Raw genomic sequence first — 22,210 nt, 5'->3', positions numbered from 1 at the left:
TAAAGTCGGCCGTAATTATTGCGGTCGACTTTTTTATTGTTTACATATATAATAAAAAATATTTAAATAAAAGAGATAATATAATATGACACTAAAAAATACTTTAAATGAAGCTATTAAATTATTAGAACTAAATAGAGAAATAATACTAATAAATATAATAAAATCTAGCGGTTCATCACCTAGAACTTCTGATGCTATGATGATTGCATATTTTGATGAAAACAATAATAAAAAGACTCTCTCTACAATAGGAGGAGGAATATTAGAGTTTAAAGTTTTAAATGATGCTTTCACCCTACTTCAAAAAAAATCAAATGACAAAAAAAATTATTCTCTCACTAATGAAGAATCTGGCGGAGTTGGTATGCTTTGCGGAGGAAATGTAGAAATTGATTTTAAATATATAAACAAAAATAACAAAGAAATTATAGAAAGATTAATAGAAGAAGAAAATAAAAAAAACAGTAATGTATATATATTTGGGGCTGGGCATGTTTCATTAGACTTAGTTGATATACTTAATAAGTTATCATTTAATTGTATTGTAATTGATGACAGAGAAGAGTTTGCAAACAAAGAGAGATTTTATAATGCATACAAAATTATAGTGGATGATTATGAGAATGTATTTAATAAAATAAATATCACAGAAAAAGATTATATAATTATAGTAACTAGAGGACATAGTTATGATTATATAGTAGAAAAAAATGCTCTAAAAACAAATGCTTATTATATTGGAATGATAGGAAGCAGCAAAAAAATAGCTACACTACATAATAGATTAAAAGAAGAAGAAAAATATACAGATGAAATGATAAAAAGAGTTCATGCTCCAATAGGCATGCCAATAGGGGCAGAATCTACAGAAGAGATAGCCGTAAGTATAGCAGCAGAGCTAATATTAAAAAGAGCAATATTTGAAAATAGAAGGAAAATAAAAAAATAACATGCCTGAAATAATATTAGTATGCGGTGCTGGTGGAAAGACTACATATATAGAAAACTTATCAAAAAGTTATAAAGACAAAAAAGTTATTATAACAACCACAACAAAAATTTATAAATCTAATAAATATACTGACAATATTAATTCTCACTCATTTGACAATAAAAATATAATAGTGCTTGGTAAAGAGTATGATGAAAAAAAGCTAATGTATGTTGGAGATGATGAATTAAATAATGCTATTAAATACGCTGATATTATATTAATAGAAGCTGATGGAGCAAAACATTACCCTATAAAAATACCTAATGAAAATGAGCCTGTTATACCTAATATATTATTAGGCAAAATTTCTAAAATAGTTATAATAATGGGACTTCATGCTTTAAATAGAAAATTTAGCGAAGTTTGTTTTAGATACAATTTATGCAAGGAAATAGATAAAAATAAAATTGTAGATATTGAAACTATCAAATTTATTGCAAACAAATACTACATAAACAAATTAAAAAATAAATGCAGTAATATTCAATTATACTTAAATGATTTTACACAAAACAAAAATATTAATTATAAAAAAACTGCATTTATAATTCTTGCTTCTGGAAATAGCAAACGTTTTAATGGCAACAAATTACTTCATAAATTTAATTCTCTTAATAATAAAACATTGTTTGAAAACACAATTGATAAAATATCTGATGTAGTAAAATTATTAAAAAAAGATAAAAAGTTAAAAAACTTAGAAACTTCTATAATTGTTGTAAGCATATATGATGAAATAATAAATAAAGAGTTTGAAAATAAATATTATTCCGTTATCTATAATACCAATCATAATGCTGGAATAAGCTCATCAATAAAACTTGGATTAAAAGAAGCAATAAAAGATGGCTCTGACAGTTTTGCTTTTTTTGTGTGCGATATGCCTTTTTTAGGAAGCGATGATATATTTAATATGATAAAATATTTCTACTTCAGCCAAAAAAATATAGGAGCTATGTTTACAGAAAACAGAGTTTCTAACCCTGCAATTTTTTCTTCTAAATATATTGATGACATTTTAAAACTAGAAAATGATGAAGGAGCATCAAAAATTATAAAGAAAAATATTAATGACACTTTTTTATATACAATAGATGAAATGAAGTTAATAGATATAGATAAAAGAGAAGATTTAAAATAAAAGACAATGGGCTTTAAAATCCCATTGTCTAAAATTATACAATTATTTTTTTTCTTCTTTAGGAAGAATAACATTTAATATAATAGCAACACAAGTAGCTATAACAACAGGGCTGCTTCCAAATACAGTTTTAGCCCAAGCAGGGAAAGTATCTAAAGCTCCTCCAACTTGAACAGTACCCATACCTAAAGCAACAGCAAGACCTACTATTAAAGTATTTCTAGGACCCATATTTTCAGTAAATACCAATTTAATACCAGTCATAGCAATAGAAGCAAATACCATTATAGTAGCACCACCTAATACACAAGAAGGTATAGTAGTAAGTAAAGCTGAGAATTTAGGGAATAAACCAGCAACTAATATTATAATAGCAGCAATTAAAAATACTATTCTATTAACAACCTTAGTAGTAGCAACTATACCAACGTTTTGGCTATAAGTAGCAGTTGGCAAACAACCAAATACAGAAGATAATATATTAGTAATACCATAAGCAGTGATACCGCATTTTAATTCTTTATCAGTAGGCATTCTTCCCATACCGCCTGAAGTAGTAGCAGAAAAATCTCCAATAGCTTGAACAGAGTTAACAGCAAATAAAAGTGCTATAGCAATAGCAGCAGAAGGGTCAAACTCTATTCCAAAAGGTATAAGTTTAGGAGCTTGGAAAATACCAGCATTAACAACACTTGTAAAATTAATCATACCAAAGAAAAATGCTGCTATATAACCAATAATTAATCCCATAAGTATAGAAGCTAATTTTAAAAATCCTTTAGTAAATTGATTGAAGAAAATAACAGCAATAAGAGTAATGAAAGCAACAGTCCAATACTGCCAAGAACCAAAAGGAACAACTTCACCATTTATGCTATATAAAGTACTTCCGCCAGCCATATATCTAACAGCTGTAGGATATAATGAAAGACCAACTGTAAATACTACTGTACCAGCAATTAAAGGAGGAAATAGTTTTCTAATTTTTTCAACAGCTAAACCAAATATTATAGCTACAATACCGCCTACTACTTGAGCACCAAAAATGATTGCAAGACCTCTAACACCAAGACCAGTGCCTTCAGGACCTCTAGCAATAGACTGCATAGTAGATACATAAGCAAAACTAACTCCAATAATCATAGGAAGTCTAGCACCTATATGATAGTTTTTAGTTATAGGTATAGGAAAAACCATAATTATCGTAGAAATAGCAGCAAATACTAATGAAGATTGAACTAATAATATTTGCTCTGGACTTCCGCTTTTAAGACCAGCTGCAGATGATACTATAAGAGCAGGAGTTACACAACCAACAATCATAGCAACTACGTGTTGAATAGCTAGCGGGAAAGCTTGAGTCATTTTTGGAACGCCTTCATATTCAAACAAGGCGCTTTGAGTTTTTTCATTCATACTCATATTTCTTCTCCATTTGTTAAATTGTTTTTATCTTTTAAATTAACAGATATTTTTTAGTGCTTCCTCCAAAAAATATTCTATTAAATTTAAAGCACATTTTTTTCTATATAAAGCAGTTGATCTTGCACTATCCCTTGGTTTCATAATAGAAGAATACGCTTCCTGTATATCTTTTATTTTATTTTTCCATTCACTGATATCTGAAACAGCAAACTTCTCTTCTATAGTTTCATCTCTTGTAACTGTAATTCCTAAAGTACAGAAACTTATCTTAAATCTATACTTATCATTTTCTTTACAAACTAAAGCACAAATAGCAAGTTTAGATAAAGCATTAGCCTTTCTTGTACCTATTTTTCTATAGAAAGAATATTCATAATTTTTCTTAGGTATCATTATATGAGTAAGTATTTCATCATCTTTTATTGTAGTTTTACTTACACCAGTGATGAAATCTTTTATTTTTACTTCTCTTTGTGAGTCTTTACTTTTTAATATTAGCACCGAATCCATTGCATAAAGCGAAGGCAAACTATCAGCAGAAGGCGAAGCATTGCAAATATTTCCTCCAATAGTAGCAATATTTCTAATAGGAGGTCCTGCTATACCTAAAGCACTCTCCTTTAATACTTGAGGAATTAGAGGAGATTTAATTATTTCATCAAATGTAGTTAATGCTCCTATTATGATATTATTTTCATCTTCTTTTATACCTTTTAATTCATTTACTTCATTTATGAATAACACAGGTCTTTCAAATTTAGCTATTAAATTGCTTCCTCTAAGATGCTCTACCATTAAATCTGTACCGCCTGCAAAAATTATTGCATTATGCTTTAATTTTAATTCCAAAGCCTCATTAATATTTTTAGCTGTCAAAGTATTTACCATAATTTTTTACCCTCCTTTGAAGCCATTTCAGAAGCTCTTAATACAGCATTAACTATATGGTCATAACCAGTACATCTGCATAAGTTTCCAGAAAGTCCTCTTCTAACTTCTTCTTCAGTAGGATTTCCTTTTGTATCATTCAAAATAGCCTCTGTTGACATCACCATACCTGGAGTACAAAAACCGCATTGCACAGCACCTTCATCAATAAAAGCTTTTGTTACTATTTTTCCTTTCTCTGTTTCTGTATAACCTTCTATAGTTAAAATTTCTTTTCCCTCGCATAAAGCTATAGGAATTAAACAAGAATTAACAACCTTACCGTTCATCAAAACAGCACAAGCTCCGCATTCACCCTCTCCGCAACCTTCTTTAGTGCCTGTAAGTTTTAATTCATCTCTCAAAAAATCTATTAATCTAGTAAGCGGATTTAATTCTGTATTAATTTTTTTATTATTAACAGTAAAACTTATGGCCATCATAACACCTCCGCAATATTTTCTGGTAATATAGGTATACTTGTAAAATGATGTTTCAAAGCATTCTCCATAGCAGAAGCATAAGCACTAGCAGCACCGTCAAAAGTTATTTCCCCTATTCCCTTAGCACCCAATGGTCCATATTGATATGGCTCACCCATTATACAAGTTTTTATTTCAGGCAAATCTAAAGAAGTAGGAATCATATAATCAGACATCTTCACTTGAAGGAATTTTCCGTCTTTATTTACCAATTTTTCTAAAGCTCCCCAGCCAAGTGCCTGAGCAACTCCGCCTTTTATCTGACCTTCTACTATCTTTTCATCTATAGGATATCCGCAATCAAATACAGCCCATACACCTACAATTTTTACTTCTAATGTATATTTATCTACTTCTACTTCAACAACATTTATTCCAAGGCCATAACTAGGATAAGCATCACCTCTTAAAGTAGTAGTATCCCAATCTATTAAATGAGTAGGGTGTTTGTAATCTTCTACTATTTCTATTTCATCAGCCTCATTCCATCTTTCTTTTAATTTTTTAGAAGCCTCTTGTACTAAATACCCTACTATCATAGCAGAACGTGAAGCTACAGTAGGACCAGTATTTGGAACAATATCTGTATCATATTCAGCTATTTCTACATCTTCTAATGGAATATTTAAATTGTATGAAGCTATTTTTCTAAATGTTGTATGAAGCCCCTGACCTATCTCTGTATTTGAAGTGAGTATAATTAGTTTTTTGCCCTTTTTTCTTAATTTTAATTTAGCCTTAATTATATCTCTTTCACCGCTTCCAGTAAAAGCACAGCCATGCAAGAAACAAGATATTCCTATTCCTTTATACATAGTGTTTTTATATTCTTTTGCTTTTCTTTCGTAATCAGATTCTTTTAAAGCCCAATCAAGCATTTTAGGAAGTATTATATTATCATGGAATACTCCGCCTGTTATAGTTGGGTCATTTTGTTTTACGAAATATTTTCTTTTTAATTCTATAGGATCAACATTTATTTTTTTAGCAATATTATCCATAGTTCTTTCTATAGCAAATATTGCTTGAGGAGCACCAAATCCTCTAAATGCACAGCTAGGTACATTGTTAGTAACATACAATCTTCCTAATACTCTCACATTAGGGAAATTATATACATTAGCAGCAGTGTATGTACATCTTTGCATTATAACTCTTGAACTAGCCTCATAAGCACCAGCGTCCATATCTGATACTACATCAAGTGCAATAATATTATTGTTTTCATCAAGTGCAACTTTAGTAGTTATTTGAGCAGGCTGTCTTTTTACACTATAAGCCATATCAAATTGTCTGTCTAATATAAGTTTTACAGTTTTTTTAGCTTTATGTGTAGCAACTGCCACAACCGCAGATAATACATCCGGATAATGCTCTTTACCCCCAAAACCGCCGCCTATAGGAGGAGCAACTATTCTTAAATTGTCATCTTCAACCCCAAGTACAGGAGCTGTTGCTTTGCGTACATAATATGGACATTGTGTAGATGAATAAATTGATACCTTATTATTTTCCCATACACCTACAGCACCATTAACTTCCATATATAAATGTTCTTGATATGGTGTATGATAAGTTTCTTCTATTATAGTTTTTGCTTTTTTGAAAGCTTCATCTACATCACCATATCCCGCTTTGAATGATACAAATATATTGTCATTATTAACTATAGCTCCGCCTAATAATTTTTTAGAATCTTCTATATTTAATACCGCAGGCAAATCCTCATATTCTATAGTTATCTTTTCAGCAATATCATAAACTATATTTTTATCAGGTCCAACTACTAGTAGTATTGTCTCTCCAATATATCTTACAGTATCTTCTGCAAATGGAGGCCAATCAGCTACAACCATAGTAGTCATATTTTTACCCGGAACATCTTTATAATCAACAGTAAAATAACCTTCAGGAAGTTCTGGTATATTGATTTTTAATATCTTAGCCCTAGCTTTAGTAGAATAAACTATTTTTGCATATAGAACATCTTTTCCAAAGTCTATATCGCTCAAATATTTAGTTTTTCCTGTTATTTTATCTAAAGCATCCACTCTCGGAACAGAATTTTTTAATTCTTTAATAAAAGTTTCCATTGTATATCCTTACTAATTAAAAACTTACACACAATTATGCATTATAATCCTCTGGCTTACTTTCTTTATCAGCAGGGAATATAAGATTTGCTACAATAGATATAATACAAGTTGCAGAAACAGTGTCATGGAATATGAATTTCACATAACTAGGAAGACTTGCTATAGCATCCTGATGATTAGCTATTCCAAGACCCAAAGCAAAAGTAATACCCATTACCACAATATTACGTTCGCTAAAACCAGCTTTAGCTATCATTTTGATTCCATTAATTAAAATCATAGCAAATACTGTTATTATAGATCCGCCCAATACAGAGCTAGGTATAGCAGAAAATACAGCACCCAATTTAGGGAAAAATCCGCATAACATTAAAACAAAAGCACCTGTTGCTATACAGAATTTATTAACAACTTTAGTCATAGATACTATACCCGCATTTTGTCCAAAAGCAGTGTTTGGTAGACAATTGAAAAATGCAGCAGTTGTAGAACCTAAAGCATCTGCCAATATAGCACCAGAAGTTTCTTTTTCTGTAGCTTCCCTGTCAAAACCAGCTATTGTAATACCAGAAGTATTACCTATAGTTTCAAGTCCTGAAGTTATATAAAGAACAGCGAAGCTTATTATAGCAGGCAAAGAAAATTCTATTTTGAAATGCATAGGAAGAGGAACTCTAAACCAAGATGCCTCAGATATAGGCTGAGTATTAACCATACCTAAAAAAGCAGAAACTATATATCCAACAATAAGACCTATTAAAATAGCAGAATTTTTAATAATACCTTTACCAAACTTCTGAAGTATAATGATAACAAATAAAGATAAAAAACCCATAGCTAAATTTTTAGGAGAACCATAATCAGGAGATCCAACCCCGCCGGCAAAATAACCAACCCCAACATTAAGTAAACTTACTCCTATAGTTACAAGTGTACATCCAACAACCAAAGGCGGAAAGAATTTACGTATATATTTATAGAAGAATCCCATAATAACTTCTGTTAAACTTCCAATCATAGCACCGCCTAATACCATTCCTATACCGCCCATAGCAGCAACACTTTGAGCAGTAGGTACAAAAGCAAAAGATGTACCCATTACTATAGGAAGATTAGCACCGATTTGTCTGTTTTTTCCAAGTCTTATAGGATAAAGCTGAATAAAAGTTGTAAGCCCTGATACAAACATTGCACACTGTACCATAACAACAGTATCAGCCCCCGATAAACCACATACCCCCGCAATAATTAATATAGGAGCCAAGTTTGAAGTAAACATTGCCATTACATGCTGCATGCCTAAAGGAAGTGCAACAGCTATGTTCGGACGACCTTCAAGTTGATAAACTAACTGTGAATTAGATTTATTTCCCTCCATTTATGACCCTCCTTTTTATTTCTATATTTATTATAGTAAATATAATTTTTTATTTCACTACTCTAGTACCAGTTTTGCCATTAATAGCATCTTTAGCTTTTTCAAGCAAAGTAATCATAGCTTCTTTTCCAGTAGCCTCAACAAATTGCATACAAGCCTGCACTTTTGGAAGCATAGAACCAGGAGCAAATTGACCTTCATCGCAATGTTTTTTAGCCTCTTCTATAGTCATAGAATCAAGCCATTTAACATCAGGTTTACCAAAGTTAATAGCAACTTTTTCTACAGCTGTTAAAATGATAAGCATATCAGCATCAAGTTCTTTAGCAAGTACAGCAGAAGCAAAGTCTTTATCTATAACAGCAGCCATACCTTTTAAATGATTGCCTCTTTTTACAACAGGTATACCACCACCTCCGCAGCAAATTACTAAAGCCTTTTCATTAAGCATAGCTTTAATAGCAGTGCTTTCTGCAATTGCAACAGGCTTAGGAGAAGCAACAACTCTTCTGTATCCTCTTCCTGCATCTTCTTTTACTGTCCAACCCAATTCTTTAGCCTTGGCCTCACCCTCTTCTTTAGTCATAAATTGACCTATAGGCTTAGTAGGGTTTTTGAAAGCAGGGTCATTCTCATCAACTACTACTTGTGTAATTAATGTAGCTATTGGCGGAACTGCAATATTTCTATTAGAAAACTCTTCCATAATAGCATTCTGTAAATCATAACCAATATAAGCCTGACTCATAGCAACACATACTGATAAAGGTATAGGGTTTCCAGTGTTGTGATTATTAGTGTATTCATTCATAGCATTATTGATAAATCCAACTTGAGGACCATTACCATGTGCTACTATTACTTCACAGCCATTTTCTACTAAATCTACTATGTTTTTAGCAGTTATTTTTACAGCTTCCATTTGCTCTGCAAGAGTATCTCCCAAAGCATTACCGCCTAAAGCAATAACTATTCTTTTTTTATTTTCCATTTTTATATCCTAAAAACAAAATTAATTTAATTTTAATATCATCAAAAAAGTTCTTTTTTTCACAATATTAAAGATATAAAATGGTAAGCACTATAATTAATAGACACTTACCATTATATTGTTTAATTATTAGCAACCAAATACTCTTGGTTTTCCATCAGAAGCTAATTTGCTTAATACAGCTTGAGGATCTCTAAACTTAGCTAAGAAAATCATAGCAGCTATAACATATGGTTTGTAGCTAGCTTGTTTGTAAAGAGGTACTCTATATCTGTCAAATACAGAAGCAGCAACCTCACCTTCTTTACAGCTAACATCATTAATGTCAGCAGGTAAGCAGTGTAAGTATAATGCTTTTCCGTCTTTAGTTTTCTTCATTTTTTCTTCAGTACAGCACCAATCTTTATGTTTAGCGTTTTGAGCTAATAATCTTTGTTCAAGTTCTTTTATTCCGTTAGTGTCGCCTTTACCATAAAGGTCTGTTCTCTCTTGCATAGCAGCAAATGGAGCCCAAGATTTAGGATAAACAACATCAGCATTTTCAAAAGCTTCGTCCATATCATTAGTGATAGTTAATTTTACGCCAGCAGCTTCAGCATTTTTCTTAGCAATAGCTTCAACTTCAGGCATAAGCTCATAACCTTTTGGATAAGCTAAAGCAACATCCATACCTAATCTTGTGAATAAACCAGCAGCACCTTGAGGTACAGAAAGAGGTTTACCGTAAGAAGGTGAATAAGCCCAAGTCATAGCAACTTTTTTACCTCTTAAGTTTTCTAATCCGCCTAATTCGTGGATGAAGTGTAAAGAGTCAGCCATCATTTGAGTTGGATGGTCTCTGTCACATTGTAAGTTTACTAGAGTAGGAATTTGCTCTAATATACCGTCATTGTAACCTTGTCTTACAGACTCAGAAACTTCTTTCATATATTCATGACCTTTACCAATATACATATCATCTCTGATACCTATAACATCAGCCATGAAAGATACCATGTTAGCAGTTTCTCTAACAGTTTCACCATGAGCGATTTGGCTTTTACCTTCGTCTAAGTCTTGTACTTCTAAACCTAAAAGATTACAAGCAGAAGCAAAAGAGAAACGAGTTCTAGTAGAGTTATCTCTAAATAAAGAAATACCTAAACCAGAATCAAAAACTTTAGTAGATATGTTGCTTTCTCTTAAAAATCTTAAAGCATCAGCAACAGTCCAAACAGCTTGTAATTCATCAAAAGTTTTGTCCCAAGTAAGGAAAAAGTCATTTTTATACATTTTTCCAAATTCAAGGCTATCGAGTTTTGAAATATATTTTTGTATACCCATATTTTTCTATCCTTTTATTTTTATTTTTTATTTAATTAATATTTTTATTATTTATTAGCACAGTATATAGTAGGTACAGCAGCATACATAGCAGCACATACAACTAAATCTTGTTTCCAAGTTTTTTCATTAGGAGCATGAGCTTGAGCTTCAGCACCAGGACCAAAACCTATACAAGGTATTCCATTTCTTCCCATTATAGATACACCATTAGTAGAGAATGTCCATTTATCAGTAAGCGGACGAGCTTTTCTTTCTTTTTCTATTTCTGGAGTAGGTCCAATTCTTTCAGTACCATAAAGACCTTTATAAGCCTCTTCTAAAGCTTTAGTTACAGCATGGTCTTCAGGTATTACCCAAGTTGGGAAGTAACATTCTATTGGATAAACTAAACCTTTCCAAGATGGTCTTTCATAATTATACATAGATACTTCAGCACCATATTTTTTTACATTAGGAAGGTTTCTTATTTCTTCTAGGCAGCTTTCCCAAGTTTCGCCAGCTGTCATTCTTCTGTCTAATGATATAGAACAAGAGTCAGCAACAGCACATCTGCTTGGAGAAGTGTAGAATATTTGAGAAACAGTTACAGTACCTCTTCCTAAGAAGTTAGCTTCTTTATATTGAGGATTGTATTTTTCTTCTAACATTTTTACTAAACCTTTGATAGGTGTAGAATCTTTAGCATCGTTTTCGTTAAGGCTTCTAATGTCTTGAAGTATGTCAGCCATTTTATAAATAGCGTTATCTCCTCTCTCTGGAGCAGAACCGTGGCAAGAAATACCTTTAACATCTACTCTTATTTCCATTCTGCCTCTTTGACCTCTGTAGATACCGCCGTCAGTAGGTTCAGTAGAAATTACAAACTCAGGTTTAATTTTACTTTCTTTACAAATGTATTCCCAGCATAAACCATCGCAGTCTTCTTCTTGTACAGTACCAACAACAACAACTTGATATTTGTCGCTTAAAAGACCTAAATCTTTCATTATTTTAGCACCATAAACACCAGAAACTATACCGCCCTCTTGGTCAGAAGTTCCTCTTCCGCCGATTTCGATATCGTTTTCATAACCTTTATAAGGGTCAAATTCCCAGTTGTCTTTGTTACCTATACCAACTGTGTCTATATGAGCATCTATACCTATTAAAGTTTTACCAGTACCCATATAACCTAAAACGTTACCCATAGGATCTATTTCTACTTTATCAAATCCTACTTTTTTCATCTCTTCAGCAATTCTCTCAATTACACCTTTCTCTTCGCAAGATTCACTAGGAATTGCTACCAAATCTCTTAAAAACTTAGTCATATCAGCTTTATAGCCTTCTGCTTTTGCTTTTATTTGTTCAAATTGTTCTTTTGAAATAGCACTCATTTTTATTTCTCCCTAAAATTATATATATAAAAAATTATTATCTCTCTTTTGCTTCCCAAATAATATTTTTCCATCTAATTGGGTCAGTATCACCTTCTGTGCTGAATAATAATACTTTAGAATTAGAATCAAGTTTTAATTTTTTTCTTAATTCAGCATATTCATCATTAAGCATTATAGTAGCCAAAGCACCGAAAGGAGCAGCTCCAGATTCACCAGATACCACTTGAGGGTCTCCTTTTAATGGAGCAGAAAGCATTCTCATACCTCTTGCAGCAACTACATCTTCAGCAGCTATAAAACAATCAGCATGATTTTTAAGTATATCCCAAGAAGTAATATTAGGCTCACCGCAAGCAAGTCCAGCCATAATAGTATTTAAATCACCTTCAACTATTCTTATTTTACCATCGCCTGCTACAGCACCTTTATATAAACAAGCAGCAGCTTCAGCCTCTACAACAACCATTACAGGAGGATTATCTTTATATTTGTTAGCAAAATATCCAACCATAGCACCAGCCAAAGAACCAACACCAGCCTGTACAAATACATGTGTAGGTCTTTCACCAAATTGCTCATCAGCCTCTAAAGCCATAGTGCCATAACCTTGCATAATCCAAGCAGGTATCTCTTCATAACCTTCCCAAGCAGTATCTTGTACAACTACTCCATTAGGCACTTTTGCAGCTTCTGCAGCAGCTTTTCTAACACATTCATCATAGTTATATTCTTCTATTGTAGCAGTAGCTCCTTCAGCTTGAATGTTTTTTAATCTTGTTTCTGTTGAGCCTTTAGGCATAAAAATTACTGATTTTTGTCCTAATTTATTAGCAGCCCAAGCAACTCCTCTTCCGTGGTTACCATCTGTAGCTGAGAAGAAAGTAGCTTGACCGAACTCATCTTTTAATTTTTTTGAAGTTAATACATCATAAGGAAACTCACTTACATCTTTTCCCATTTTTTGAGCTATATATCTAGCCATAGAGTAAGAGCCGCCTAATACTTTAAAAGCATTAAGACCAAATCTATATGACTCATCTTTTACTTTTATAGTTCCTAAACCTAAATATTTTGCCATTTCTTTTAATTCTGATAATGGTGTTTGTGTATATTGAGGGAAACTTTTATGAAAAGCTTTTGCCTTCTTTACTTCCTCAATAGACATTATTGGTAAATTTTTGTCATCTGACTTAGGCATTTTATTTTCTGCCCATTTAAGCTCACTCATTTACTTCCTCCTTTTTTGAATCTATATAATTATATAGAGTGAATTTACTTATTCCAAAATGATTTGACACCTTATCTCCAGATTTTGTTATTAAAAATACTCCAGAGTCATTTAAAAATTTTATAGCCTTTATTTTTTCATCTTTATTCATTATAGAAGCAGGTTTTCCTATCAATTCCTCACTTTTTAATATAAGCTTTTCCATAAGTTCCTGAGCACTGTTTGGTATCTCTTCAAGTTTAGATTTATCTTCTGTTTGAAGCAATAAATCTAAATCACTCTTAAATGGAATAAAACTGCTTATATCAAAGTTTATAGAAAGTATATATCTATATTTTCCTTCCATATCTTTTATAAACACAGTTGAAGACTTTAATATTTTGCCGTTTGATGCTTTTGTAAGATAAGATAAATGGTCAACTATAGGTTCTCCCTTTTTTATTTTCTCTATAGTCTTTAATACTACATTTGAAGCACCTTCGCCTACTTTTCTACCTGTAATACCGCCATTAATGATAAAAAGAATTGTATGCTCTAAATCTTCCTCTTTCAATTCATGAATACAAACTTCGCAATTGTTACCAAATTGCCTTGCTATACCATGTGCCACGCTTACTAAAGTCTCTAGTATTATATTAGAACTCATAAATATCCTATAAAAAGCTACTATATACTTAAAATCTATAACTTCATTAATTGATACGTTTATAGTATACTAATTTTTTTTTAGATTTTCAACAAAAAATCTAAAAATTTTTGAATTTTTTATACAAATTCGTTGACAAATCAACTTTTTTTAATATCCTATTAAAATATAGATTATAAATTATAAAAATATGAAATTTTAGGGGGAATATATGCTATTAATAGGCGGAGGTAAATTAATAACTAGAGATTCTGCTAAACCGTTTATAGAAGATGGTGCAGTTCTTTGTGATGGAAGATTAATTAAAGAAGTTGGCAAAACTTCAGATTTAAAAGCAAAATATAAAGATGCTGAGTTTATAGATGCTAAAGGAAGCATTATTATGCCTGCATTTATAAATGTTCATGAACATATTTACTCTGCTATGGCTAGAGGTTTTAGTATTAATGGTTATAACCCTAAAGGATTTTTAGAAATATTAGACGGCATGTGGTGGACTATAGATAGAAATCTTACTTTAGAGCAAACTAAACAAAGTGCAATGGCTACTTATATAGAATCTATTAAAAATGGTGTTACCACAGTGTTTGACCACCATGCTAGCTTTGGACATATTGAAGGTTCATTGTTTGCTATAGAAGAAGCTGCTAAAACTATGGGAGTTCGTACTTCTTTATGTTATGAAGTTTCTGATAGAGATGGAGAGGCTAAATCTAAAGCTTCTATTAAAGAAAATCTTGACTTTATTAAGCATGCTATGGCTGATAAAACAGATATGATTAAAGGTATGATGGGAATGCATGCTTCTTTTACTATTTCTGATAAAACTATGGAAGCTTGTATGAAAGATTTACCAGATGGTATAGGATGTCATATTCACGTTGCTGAGGGTATAGAAGATTTGCATGCTTGTCTTAAAGATCATGGAAAAAGAGTGGTTGATAGATTATTTGATTGGAAAGTACTTGGTCCTCATACTTTGCTTGTGCATTGTATATATGTTAATCCTCATGAAATGGATTTAATAAAAGAAACAGATACTATGACTTCTCATAACCCTGAATCTAATATGGGTAATGCTTGCGGTTGTCCTCCTACTATGGAATTAATGAAAAAAGGAATTTTAACAGGTTTAGGCACTGACGGATATACTCATGATATGATAGAATCATACAAAGTTGCTAATGTACTTCATAAACATCATTTATGCGACCCTAATGCTGCTTGGGGTGAATTACCTACAATGCTATTTGAAAATAATGCTAAAATAGCTAATAGATTCTTTGAAACTCCTTTAGGCGTACTTAAAGAGGGAGCTGCTGCTGATGTTATCATTGTAGACTATAAAAATTACACAGAATTAAGCGATAAAAACATAAACGGACATATATTATTTGGTATGAATGGCGGACATGTTAATACTACTGTTTGTAACGGTGAAGTATTGATGAGAGATAGAAAACTTACAAAAATTGATGAAGAAGCTGCTTATGCTAAAATAAGAGAAGAGTCTGCTAAACTTTGGAAACAAATTAATAAATAATTTAAATATATTATATTAAGTAATGGGGTATATTTTGCTCCATTACTCTAAATTTTTTAAAACAGTATTAATTAATAAATAATTGGAGGATTATAAATGAGTGATGTAATGACCCCTATTCCTTTTGGAAACCTTATGAATTGGGTTTTGGAAGAAAAAAAATCTGGTAAGGTATTTGGTATTTCAAGGGCATTCAAAGCTGATAAAGCTAAATATTATGAAATTTTTGGAAGAAAATTAGAAACTCCTATAGGACCTGCTGCAGGACCTCATACTCAGTTGGCTCAAAATATAATAGCTGCTTATTATACAGGAAGCAGATTCTTTGAACTTAAAACAGTACAAAAAATGGACGGTGAAGAATTAAGCAAATGCGTTGCTAAACCTTGTATCACTGCTAATGATGAATGTTATAACTGCGAATGGTCTACTGAGCTTTATGTACCTCAGGCTTTTGATGAATATGTTAAGGCTTGGGTTGCTTTAAAAGTAATTGCTAAAGAATGGGATTTAGGAGAGATGGACGGTTTTCAGTTTAATATGTCTGTTGGTTATGATTATGAAGGCATTAAAACTGAAAAAATTGATACTTTCATTGAAGGCATGAAAAACGCTTCAAACACTTCTATATTTAAAGAATGTAAAGAGTGGCTTACTAATAATATAAGCAGATTTAAAAACTTCAAAAAAGAAGATATTGATAAAATTAATGCTGATATTTGTAATTCTGTTACATTATCAACACTTCACGGCTGTCCTCCTACAGAAATAGAAAAAATTGCTTCTTATTTAATCACAGAAAAAAAATTAAACACTTTCGTTAAATGTAACCCTACTCTTTTAGGCTATGATTATGCTAGAAAAACTTTAGATGAAATGGGTTATGATTATATATCATTTACTGATTTCCACTTTAATGATGACTTACAGTATAGCGATGCTGTTCCTATGCTTCAAAGACTTCAAAAATTAGCTGAAAGCAATTCACTTTCATTTGGAGTAAAAATCACTAACACATTCCCTGTAGATGTTAAACAAAAAGAATTGCCATCTGAAGAGATGTATATGTCTGGTAAATCTTTATTCCCTCTTTCTATGACAGTAGCTTCAAGACTAAGCAAAGATTTTGACGGAAAATTAAGAATATCATATTCTGGAGGATGTGATTATTTTAATATTAATGATGTTATAGATGCAGGAATATGGCCTGTAACTATGGCTACTACTTTCCTAAAAACAGGCGGATATCAAAGAGGAGAGCAAATAGCTAAAAACCTCAAAGAGCCTAAAGTATTTACGAAAGTAGATGTTGCTAAGACAGAAAAAATTATTGAATGGGGCAAAAAAAGCAAACATCATGTTAAGCCTATTAAGCCTCTTGCAAGCAGAAAAGTTAATAAAAAAGTGCCTTTAGTTGATTGTTATATAGCTCCTTGTATGGAAACTTGTCCTATTCATCAAGACCTTACTACCTATATAAGACTTAATTCTAAAGGACAATATGAAGAATCTTTCAAAGTAATAATAGAAAAAAATGCTCTTCCATTTGCTACTGGTATATTATGTCCTCATACTTGTATGGATAAATGTACTAGACAATTCTATGAAGAGCCTGTAAGCATTAGAGCTTGTAAATTAGAAGCTGCTAAAGCTGGATATAGCAAAGTAATAAGCACATTAAAACCTGCTCCTTCTATAGGAAAAAAAGCTGGTGTTATAGGTGCTGGTCCTGCTGGTCTTTCTGCTGCTTTCTTCTTGGCACGTGCTGGAGTGGATGTTACAGTATTTGATAAAAGAGAAAAAGCTGGCGGTGTAGTTGCTAATATTATACCTAGCTTCAGAATAACTGCTGAAGAAATAGGAAATGATGTTAATTTATGCAAACAAATGGGTGTTAAATTTGAACTTGGCAAAGAGATAAAAGATATAAAAGAGTTTGCTAAGAATTATGATTACACTGTTGTTTGTATAGGTGCTCATAAAAATATGCCTTTAAAACTTGAAGCTGGCGAATCTATGAACGCTCTTAAATTCTTAGAAGAGTTCAACAAAACTAACGGCAATGTTGAATTAGGTGAGAATGTAGTAGTAATCGGCGGTGGTAACACTGCTATGGACGCTGCTCGTGCTGCTAAGAAAAACAAGGGTGTAAAAAATGTTAGATTAGTTTATAGAAGAACTAAAAGATATATGCCTGCACATGAAGAAGAGTTAAAAGAAGCTTTAGAAGATGGTGTTGAGTTTATGGAACTACTTGCACCTGTTAAATTAGAAAACGGCAAACTTTTATGCAAAAAAATGGAATTATCTGACTATGATGAAAAAGGAAGAAGAAACGTTGTTGAAACTAATGAAACAGTAGAAGTTCCTGCTAACACAGTAATAGCTTCTATTGGTGAACAAATTGAATCTGACTTCTATAAATCTAACGGTATAGATGTTGATGATAAAGGTAAGCCAAAATGCAATGCTAATAATGAATCATCTATCAAAAATGTTTATATTGCTGGCGATGGTTTATATGGAGCTGCTACTATAGTTGAGGCTATAAGAGATGCTAGAGTTGTTGCTGAATCTATTTTAGGAAAAGCAATTGCCCCTGATTTACCTTCTGTTTCTACTGAAGAGATTTCTTACAGCAAAAAAGGTAACTTAAAAGAGGTATCAAAAGACCCTGAAGCTACTAGATGTTTAAGCTGTGATTATATATGTGAAAGCTGTACTGAAGTTTGTCCTAACAGAGCAAATGTATCAATTAAAGTTGAAGGCGGAGCTAAAATATCACAAATTATACACGTTGACTATATGTGTAATGAATGCGGAAACTGTGAAACATTCTGCCCTTATAGTTCTGCTCCTTATAAAGATAAGTTTACATTATTTGCTACTGCAGATGACATGAAAAACTCTAAAAATGACGGCTTCTTGTTCTTAGATAAAGAAGGTAATGCTAAACTTAGAATTGACGGCAAAGAAGAGTCTTATAAGGCTGGAAGTTCTAAAAACTTTAATGGAGTTTATAGCATAGTTGATAGTGTATTTAATAATTATAAATATTTAATATTAAAATAATTTACTTTATACTAATTGTTACATAGCGAAGGGAATAAAAGTATTATTCCCTTTGTTATGTTTATTTTATTAATATATTATTAAAATTGGAGGTATAATAATGGGTGAAAGTGCCAAGATTATAATTAATGGCAAAGAAATGAGCTTTGACTCTGATAGAAAATTAATGGACGTTCTTAGGAATGATTGTAAATGTAAATCAGTAAAAGACGGCTGCTCTGAAGGAGCTTGCGGAACTTGTACTGTATTAATAGATGGAAAACCTACTAAAGCTTGTATACAGACTATAGGAAGACTTCAAGGAAAGAGTGTTCAAACTATAGAAGGATTTACTCAAAGAGAAAAAGATGTTTATTCTCATGCTTTTGCAGTTGCTGGTGCTGTGCAATGCGGATTCTGTATTCCTGGTATGGTTGTATGTGCTAAAGGATTAATTGATAAAAATAATAACCCTACAAGACTTGAAATCGTTGCTGCTATAAAAAACAATATTTGCAGATGTACTGGATACAAAAAAATCATTGATGCTATTGAGTTAGCAGCTAAAATGATTAGAGAAAATATTGATGTTAAAGAATACAAAGGTAAAGTAAAATTAGGCGACAAAAACATTGTAAGAGTGGACGCTAAAGAAAAAGCACTTGGTATTGGTGAATATTGTGATGATGTTGAAATAGAAGGTATGCTTTATGGTGTTGCTGTTAGAACTAAATATCCTAGAGCTAAAATATTAAAAATAGATATTAGCGAGGCAAAGGCTTTAAAAGGTGTTGTTGATATAATCACTGCTAAAGATTTACCTGGAGCAAAAAAAGTTGGTCATATTTTCCACGATTGGGACGTGCTTATTGGAGAAGGCGAAACTACAAGATTTATTGCTGATGGTTTGGCTTTAATTGTTGCTGAAGATGAAGCTACTGCCAAAAAAGCAAGAGATTTAGTAAAAATAGAATATGAAGAGCTGCCTCTTGTAAGAAACCCAGAAGAAGCTATGAAAGAAAATGCTCCTTTAGTTCATGAAGATAGAGAAAGCAATTTACTTACTCATGAAAGATTAGTTAAAGGAAATGCTGATGAAGTAATAGCTAAATCAAAATATAAAGTTACAAGACATTATGAGCTTCCTTGGACAGAGCATGCATTTATGGAGGCAGAGGTTGCTGTTGCTATGCCTTTTAATGGTGACGGTATATTTGTATATTCAAGCGACCAAAGCGTTTATGATACAAAAAGAGAAGTAGCTATGGCTTTAGGAATAGATGCTGAAAAGGTTGTAGTAGAAAATAAATATGTAGGCGGCGGTTTCGGCGGTAAAGAAGATATGAGCGTTCAGCACTATGCTGCTATAATGGCTTATAGAACAAAAAGACCTGTTAAATTTAAACTTACAAGACAAGAAAGTATTAACTGGCACCCAAAACGCCACCCTATGAGTATAGATATGACTACTGCCTGCGATGAAAACGGTATACTTACAGCTATGAAAGCTACTTTAATTACAGATGCCGGTGCTTATGCTTCATTATCCGGACCTGTACTTCAAAGAGCTTGTACTCATGCTGCTGGTCCTTATAATTATCATGTTATAGATATAGAGGGTAAATCTTTCTACACTAATAACCCTCCTACTGGACCATTCAGAGGTTTTGGTGTTCCTCAATCTTGTTTTGCTACAGAGATGAATATAAACTTGCTTGCTGAAATGTGCGGTTTAGACCCTTGGGAGATAAGATACAGAAATGCTATTCGTCCTGGTCAGGTGCTTCCTAACTATCAAATAGCAGATGATTCTACTGGTCTTGTTGAAACATTAGAGGCTGTTAAAGATATATTCTACAACAACAAATATGTAGGTATAGCTTGTTCTTTGAAAAACTCTGGTGTGGGTGTTGGGCTTCCTGATACTGGAAGAGTTCGTTTATTAATAAAAGACTCAAAAGTTAATGTATATTCTGCTGCTTCTTGTATTGGTCAGGGTATTGCCACTGTACTTTATCAAATAGCAGGTGAAACTCTCAATTTGAATGATGATGAGATAATAGTTCATCAGCCTAATACTGCAACTTCTCCAGATTCTGGTACTACTTCAGGTTCTAGACAAACACTTATTACAGGTGAGGCTTGTAAGAGAGCTTGTGAAGAACTTAAAAAAGATTTAGATTCTGGTAAAACTTTAAAAGACTTGGAAGGAAAAGAGTATTACGGAGAATGGCTCACAATAACTGACAAAATGGGAGTAGACAAACCTAATCCTGTTTCTCACGTGGCTTATAGTTATGCTACTCAAGTATGTATACTTAATGAAGACGGTACAATACAAAAGGTAGTTGCTGCTCATGATATAGGAAAAGCAATTAACCCTATAGCTTTAGAAGGACAAATTGAGGGCGGTGTTGTTATGTCTTTAGGTTATGCTTTAACAGAAAAATTCCCGCTTGAAAATTGTGTTCCTAAAGTAAAATTCGGTACTTTGGGATTATTTAGAGCTGACAAGACACCTGATGTTGAATCTATTATTATAGAAAAAGAAGGTGTTCCTTATGGTTATGGTGCTACTGGTATAGGAGAGATTTCTAGTATACCTACTGCTCCTGCTGTTGCTTTGGCATATTATAAATTTAACGGCGAGTTCCAAACAGAATTGCCGCTTAAAAATACTCCTTATTCAAGATAATTTATGAGTTTAATTAAAAATGAACTTGTAATTGTAAGAGGAGCTGGTGATTTAGCTACTGGTGTTGTGTACTCTCTATATAAGGCTCATTTCAAAGTTATTATATTAGAGACGCAGCACCCCTCTGCTATAAGAAGGAAAGTTGCATTATCTGAAGCTGTTTATGATGGTAAAATAAAAGTAGAAGATATTGAAGCTGTACTTGTAAAAAGCTATGAAGAGGCTCTTAATACAATTAATAAAATTCCTATTCTTATTGACCCTAACTGTGAAATATTAAATCACATAAAACCAACATTTTTAATTGATGCTATAATCGCTAAAAAAAATCTAGGCACTAATAAATCTATGGCTAAATATACTATAGCATTAGGTCCCGGTTTTACTGCAGGCAAAGACTGCGATATTGTTATAGAGACTATGAGAGGGCATAATCTTGGAAGAATGTATTTAGAAGGCGAGGCCATACCAAACACAGGAATACCTGGAAACATTGGAGGCAAAGAAGCCGAAAGAGTAATACATGCAAGCTCTGACGGCATTATTGAAAACATAAAAAACATAGGCGATTTCGTAAGAGAAAAAGAAATTATAGCATATATAGATAATAACAATAAAAAAATAGAAGTAATTGCACCTTTTGAAGGGCTTTTGCGAGGCATTATAAGAGATGGTTTTAAAGTACATAATGGTTTAAAAATAGCAGATATTGATCCTAGAAAATCTGAATATGATAACTGTTTTACAATTTCAGATAAGGCAAGAAACTTAGGAGGAGCTGTGCTTACTGCTATGATGTATTTATATAATAGTAATTAATTTCAAATTATAGATTTTTTATTAAATTAAAAAATTTTGTATATTTTTTATTGTTATTTTTCCCGCCTTCGCGGTGCGGACTTCGT

The 22,210-nt window shown here is 32.2% G+C and carries 16 protein-coding genes; 6 read left to right on the top strand and 10 right to left on the bottom strand.

What is annotated here, in order from left to right:
- The first annotated feature begins 85 nt into the window (after window positions 1–85).
- Together xdhC and yqeC are read left to right on the top strand one after the other, a co-directional pair.
- Window positions 86–952 carry a xanthine dehydrogenase accessory protein XdhC gene (gene xdhC, locus E6A48_RS07690; RefSeq protein WP_219709446.1) on the top strand — a complete coding sequence of 289 codons (867 nt, stop codon included), beginning with the start codon at window positions 86–88 and terminating at the stop codon, window positions 950–952.
- 1 nt (window position 953) lies between these two features.
- A complete protein-coding gene (gene yqeC / locus E6A48_RS07685; protein ID WP_219709444.1) occupies window positions 954–2,138 on the top strand; it encodes a selenium cofactor biosynthesis protein YqeC in 1,185 nt (394 codons plus the stop codon).
- Window positions 2,139–2,180: 42 nt separating this feature from the next.
- Here the strand turns inward: yqeC and E6A48_RS07680 are convergent, their stop codons facing one another.
- From E6A48_RS07680 to E6A48_RS07635, 10 genes are all read right to left on the bottom strand, one after another.
- Window positions 2,181–3,560, bottom strand: coding sequence for a uracil-xanthine permease family protein (locus E6A48_RS07680; protein WP_219709443.1), 1,380 nt, complete (start codon window positions 3,558–3,560; stop codon window positions 2,181–2,183).
- A gap of 39 nt (window positions 3,561–3,599) precedes the next feature.
- Window positions 3,600–4,451, bottom strand: coding sequence for an FAD binding domain-containing protein (locus E6A48_RS07675; protein WP_219709441.1), 852 nt, complete (start codon window positions 4,449–4,451; stop codon window positions 3,600–3,602).
- Window positions 4,445–4,930 carry a (2Fe-2S)-binding protein gene (locus tag E6A48_RS07670; RefSeq protein ID WP_013243672.1) on the bottom strand — a complete coding sequence of 162 codons (486 nt, stop codon included), beginning with the start codon at window positions 4,928–4,930 and terminating at the stop codon, window positions 4,445–4,447. Before E6A48_RS07670 ends, E6A48_RS07675 begins: the two co-directional genes overlap by 7 nt.
- The gene (locus E6A48_RS07665) at window positions 4,930–7,065 is read right to left on the bottom strand and encodes a xanthine dehydrogenase family protein molybdopterin-binding subunit (RefSeq protein ID WP_219709436.1); all 2,136 of its coding nucleotides are present in this window, start codon (window positions 7,063–7,065) and stop codon (window positions 4,930–4,932) included. Before E6A48_RS07665 ends, E6A48_RS07670 begins: the two co-directional genes overlap by 1 nt.
- Before the next feature lie 34 nt (window positions 7,066–7,099).
- Window positions 7,100–8,446 (bottom strand): uracil-xanthine permease family protein, encoded by a 1,347-nt coding sequence (locus tag E6A48_RS07660; protein ID WP_219709432.1) that lies wholly within the window; start codon window positions 8,444–8,446, stop codon window positions 7,100–7,102.
- A 49-nt stretch (window positions 8,447–8,495) separates the two neighbouring features.
- On the bottom strand, window positions 8,496–9,437 hold the full coding sequence (arcC, locus tag E6A48_RS07655; protein WP_219709431.1) for a carbamate kinase: 942 nt from the start codon (window positions 9,435–9,437) through the stop codon (window positions 8,496–8,498).
- Between the two features lie 129 nt (window positions 9,438–9,566).
- Entirely contained in the window at window positions 9,567–10,760 is a 1,194-nt protein-coding gene (ygeW, locus tag E6A48_RS07650) for a knotted carbamoyltransferase YgeW (protein ID WP_219709429.1), read from the bottom strand.
- A gap of 47 nt (window positions 10,761–10,807) precedes the next feature.
- Window positions 10,808–12,139, bottom strand: coding sequence for a YgeY family selenium metabolism-linked hydrolase (locus E6A48_RS07645; RefSeq protein WP_219709427.1), 1,332 nt, complete (start codon window positions 12,137–12,139; stop codon window positions 10,808–10,810).
- A gap of 37 nt (window positions 12,140–12,176) precedes the next feature.
- Window positions 12,177–13,370: a diaminopropionate ammonia-lyase gene (dpaL, locus tag E6A48_RS07640; protein WP_219709426.1), complete on the bottom strand. Its 1,194-nt coding sequence runs from the start codon at window positions 13,368–13,370 to the stop codon at window positions 12,177–12,179.
- Window positions 13,363–14,016, bottom strand: a complete 654-nt coding sequence (locus E6A48_RS07635; RefSeq protein WP_013243678.1) for a helix-turn-helix transcriptional regulator — start codon at window positions 14,014–14,016, stop codon at window positions 13,363–13,365. The genes dpaL and E6A48_RS07635 overlap by 8 nt, the downstream gene beginning before the upstream one ends.
- Before the next feature lie 211 nt (window positions 14,017–14,227).
- On the opposite strand from E6A48_RS07635, the gene ssnA reads away from it, so the two are divergent.
- From ssnA to yqeB, 4 genes are all read left to right on the top strand, one after another.
- Window positions 14,228–15,559 carry a putative aminohydrolase SsnA gene (gene ssnA / locus E6A48_RS07630; RefSeq protein WP_219709425.1) on the top strand — a complete coding sequence of 444 codons (1,332 nt, stop codon included), beginning with the start codon at window positions 14,228–14,230 and terminating at the stop codon, window positions 15,557–15,559.
- A gap of 96 nt (window positions 15,560–15,655) precedes the next feature.
- The gene (gene ygfK / locus E6A48_RS07625) at window positions 15,656–18,631 is read left to right on the top strand and encodes a putative selenate reductase subunit YgfK (RefSeq protein WP_219709424.1); all 2,976 of its coding nucleotides are present in this window, start codon (window positions 15,656–15,658) and stop codon (window positions 18,629–18,631) included.
- A 100-nt stretch (window positions 18,632–18,731) separates the two neighbouring features.
- The gene (gene xdh, locus E6A48_RS07620; protein WP_219709423.1) at window positions 18,732–21,305 is read left to right on the top strand and encodes a selenium-dependent xanthine dehydrogenase; all 2,574 of its coding nucleotides are present in this window, start codon (window positions 18,732–18,734) and stop codon (window positions 21,303–21,305) included.
- A 3-nt stretch (window positions 21,306–21,308) separates the two neighbouring features.
- Window positions 21,309–22,124 (top strand): selenium-dependent molybdenum cofactor biosynthesis protein YqeB, encoded by an 816-nt coding sequence (gene yqeB, locus E6A48_RS07615; protein ID WP_219709422.1) that lies wholly within the window; start codon window positions 21,309–21,311, stop codon window positions 22,122–22,124.
- Window positions 22,125–22,210 lie beyond the last annotated feature (86 nt).

It is taken from the genome of Brachyspira pilosicoli (assembly GCF_019402445.1).
GTDB classification, from domain to species: Bacteria; Spirochaetota; Brachyspiria; order Brachyspirales; family Brachyspiraceae; genus Brachyspira; species Brachyspira pilosicoli_B.
The sequence above is the reverse complement of the archived record's forward strand: the minus strand, read 5'-3'. Positions and strand labels throughout refer to the sequence as shown.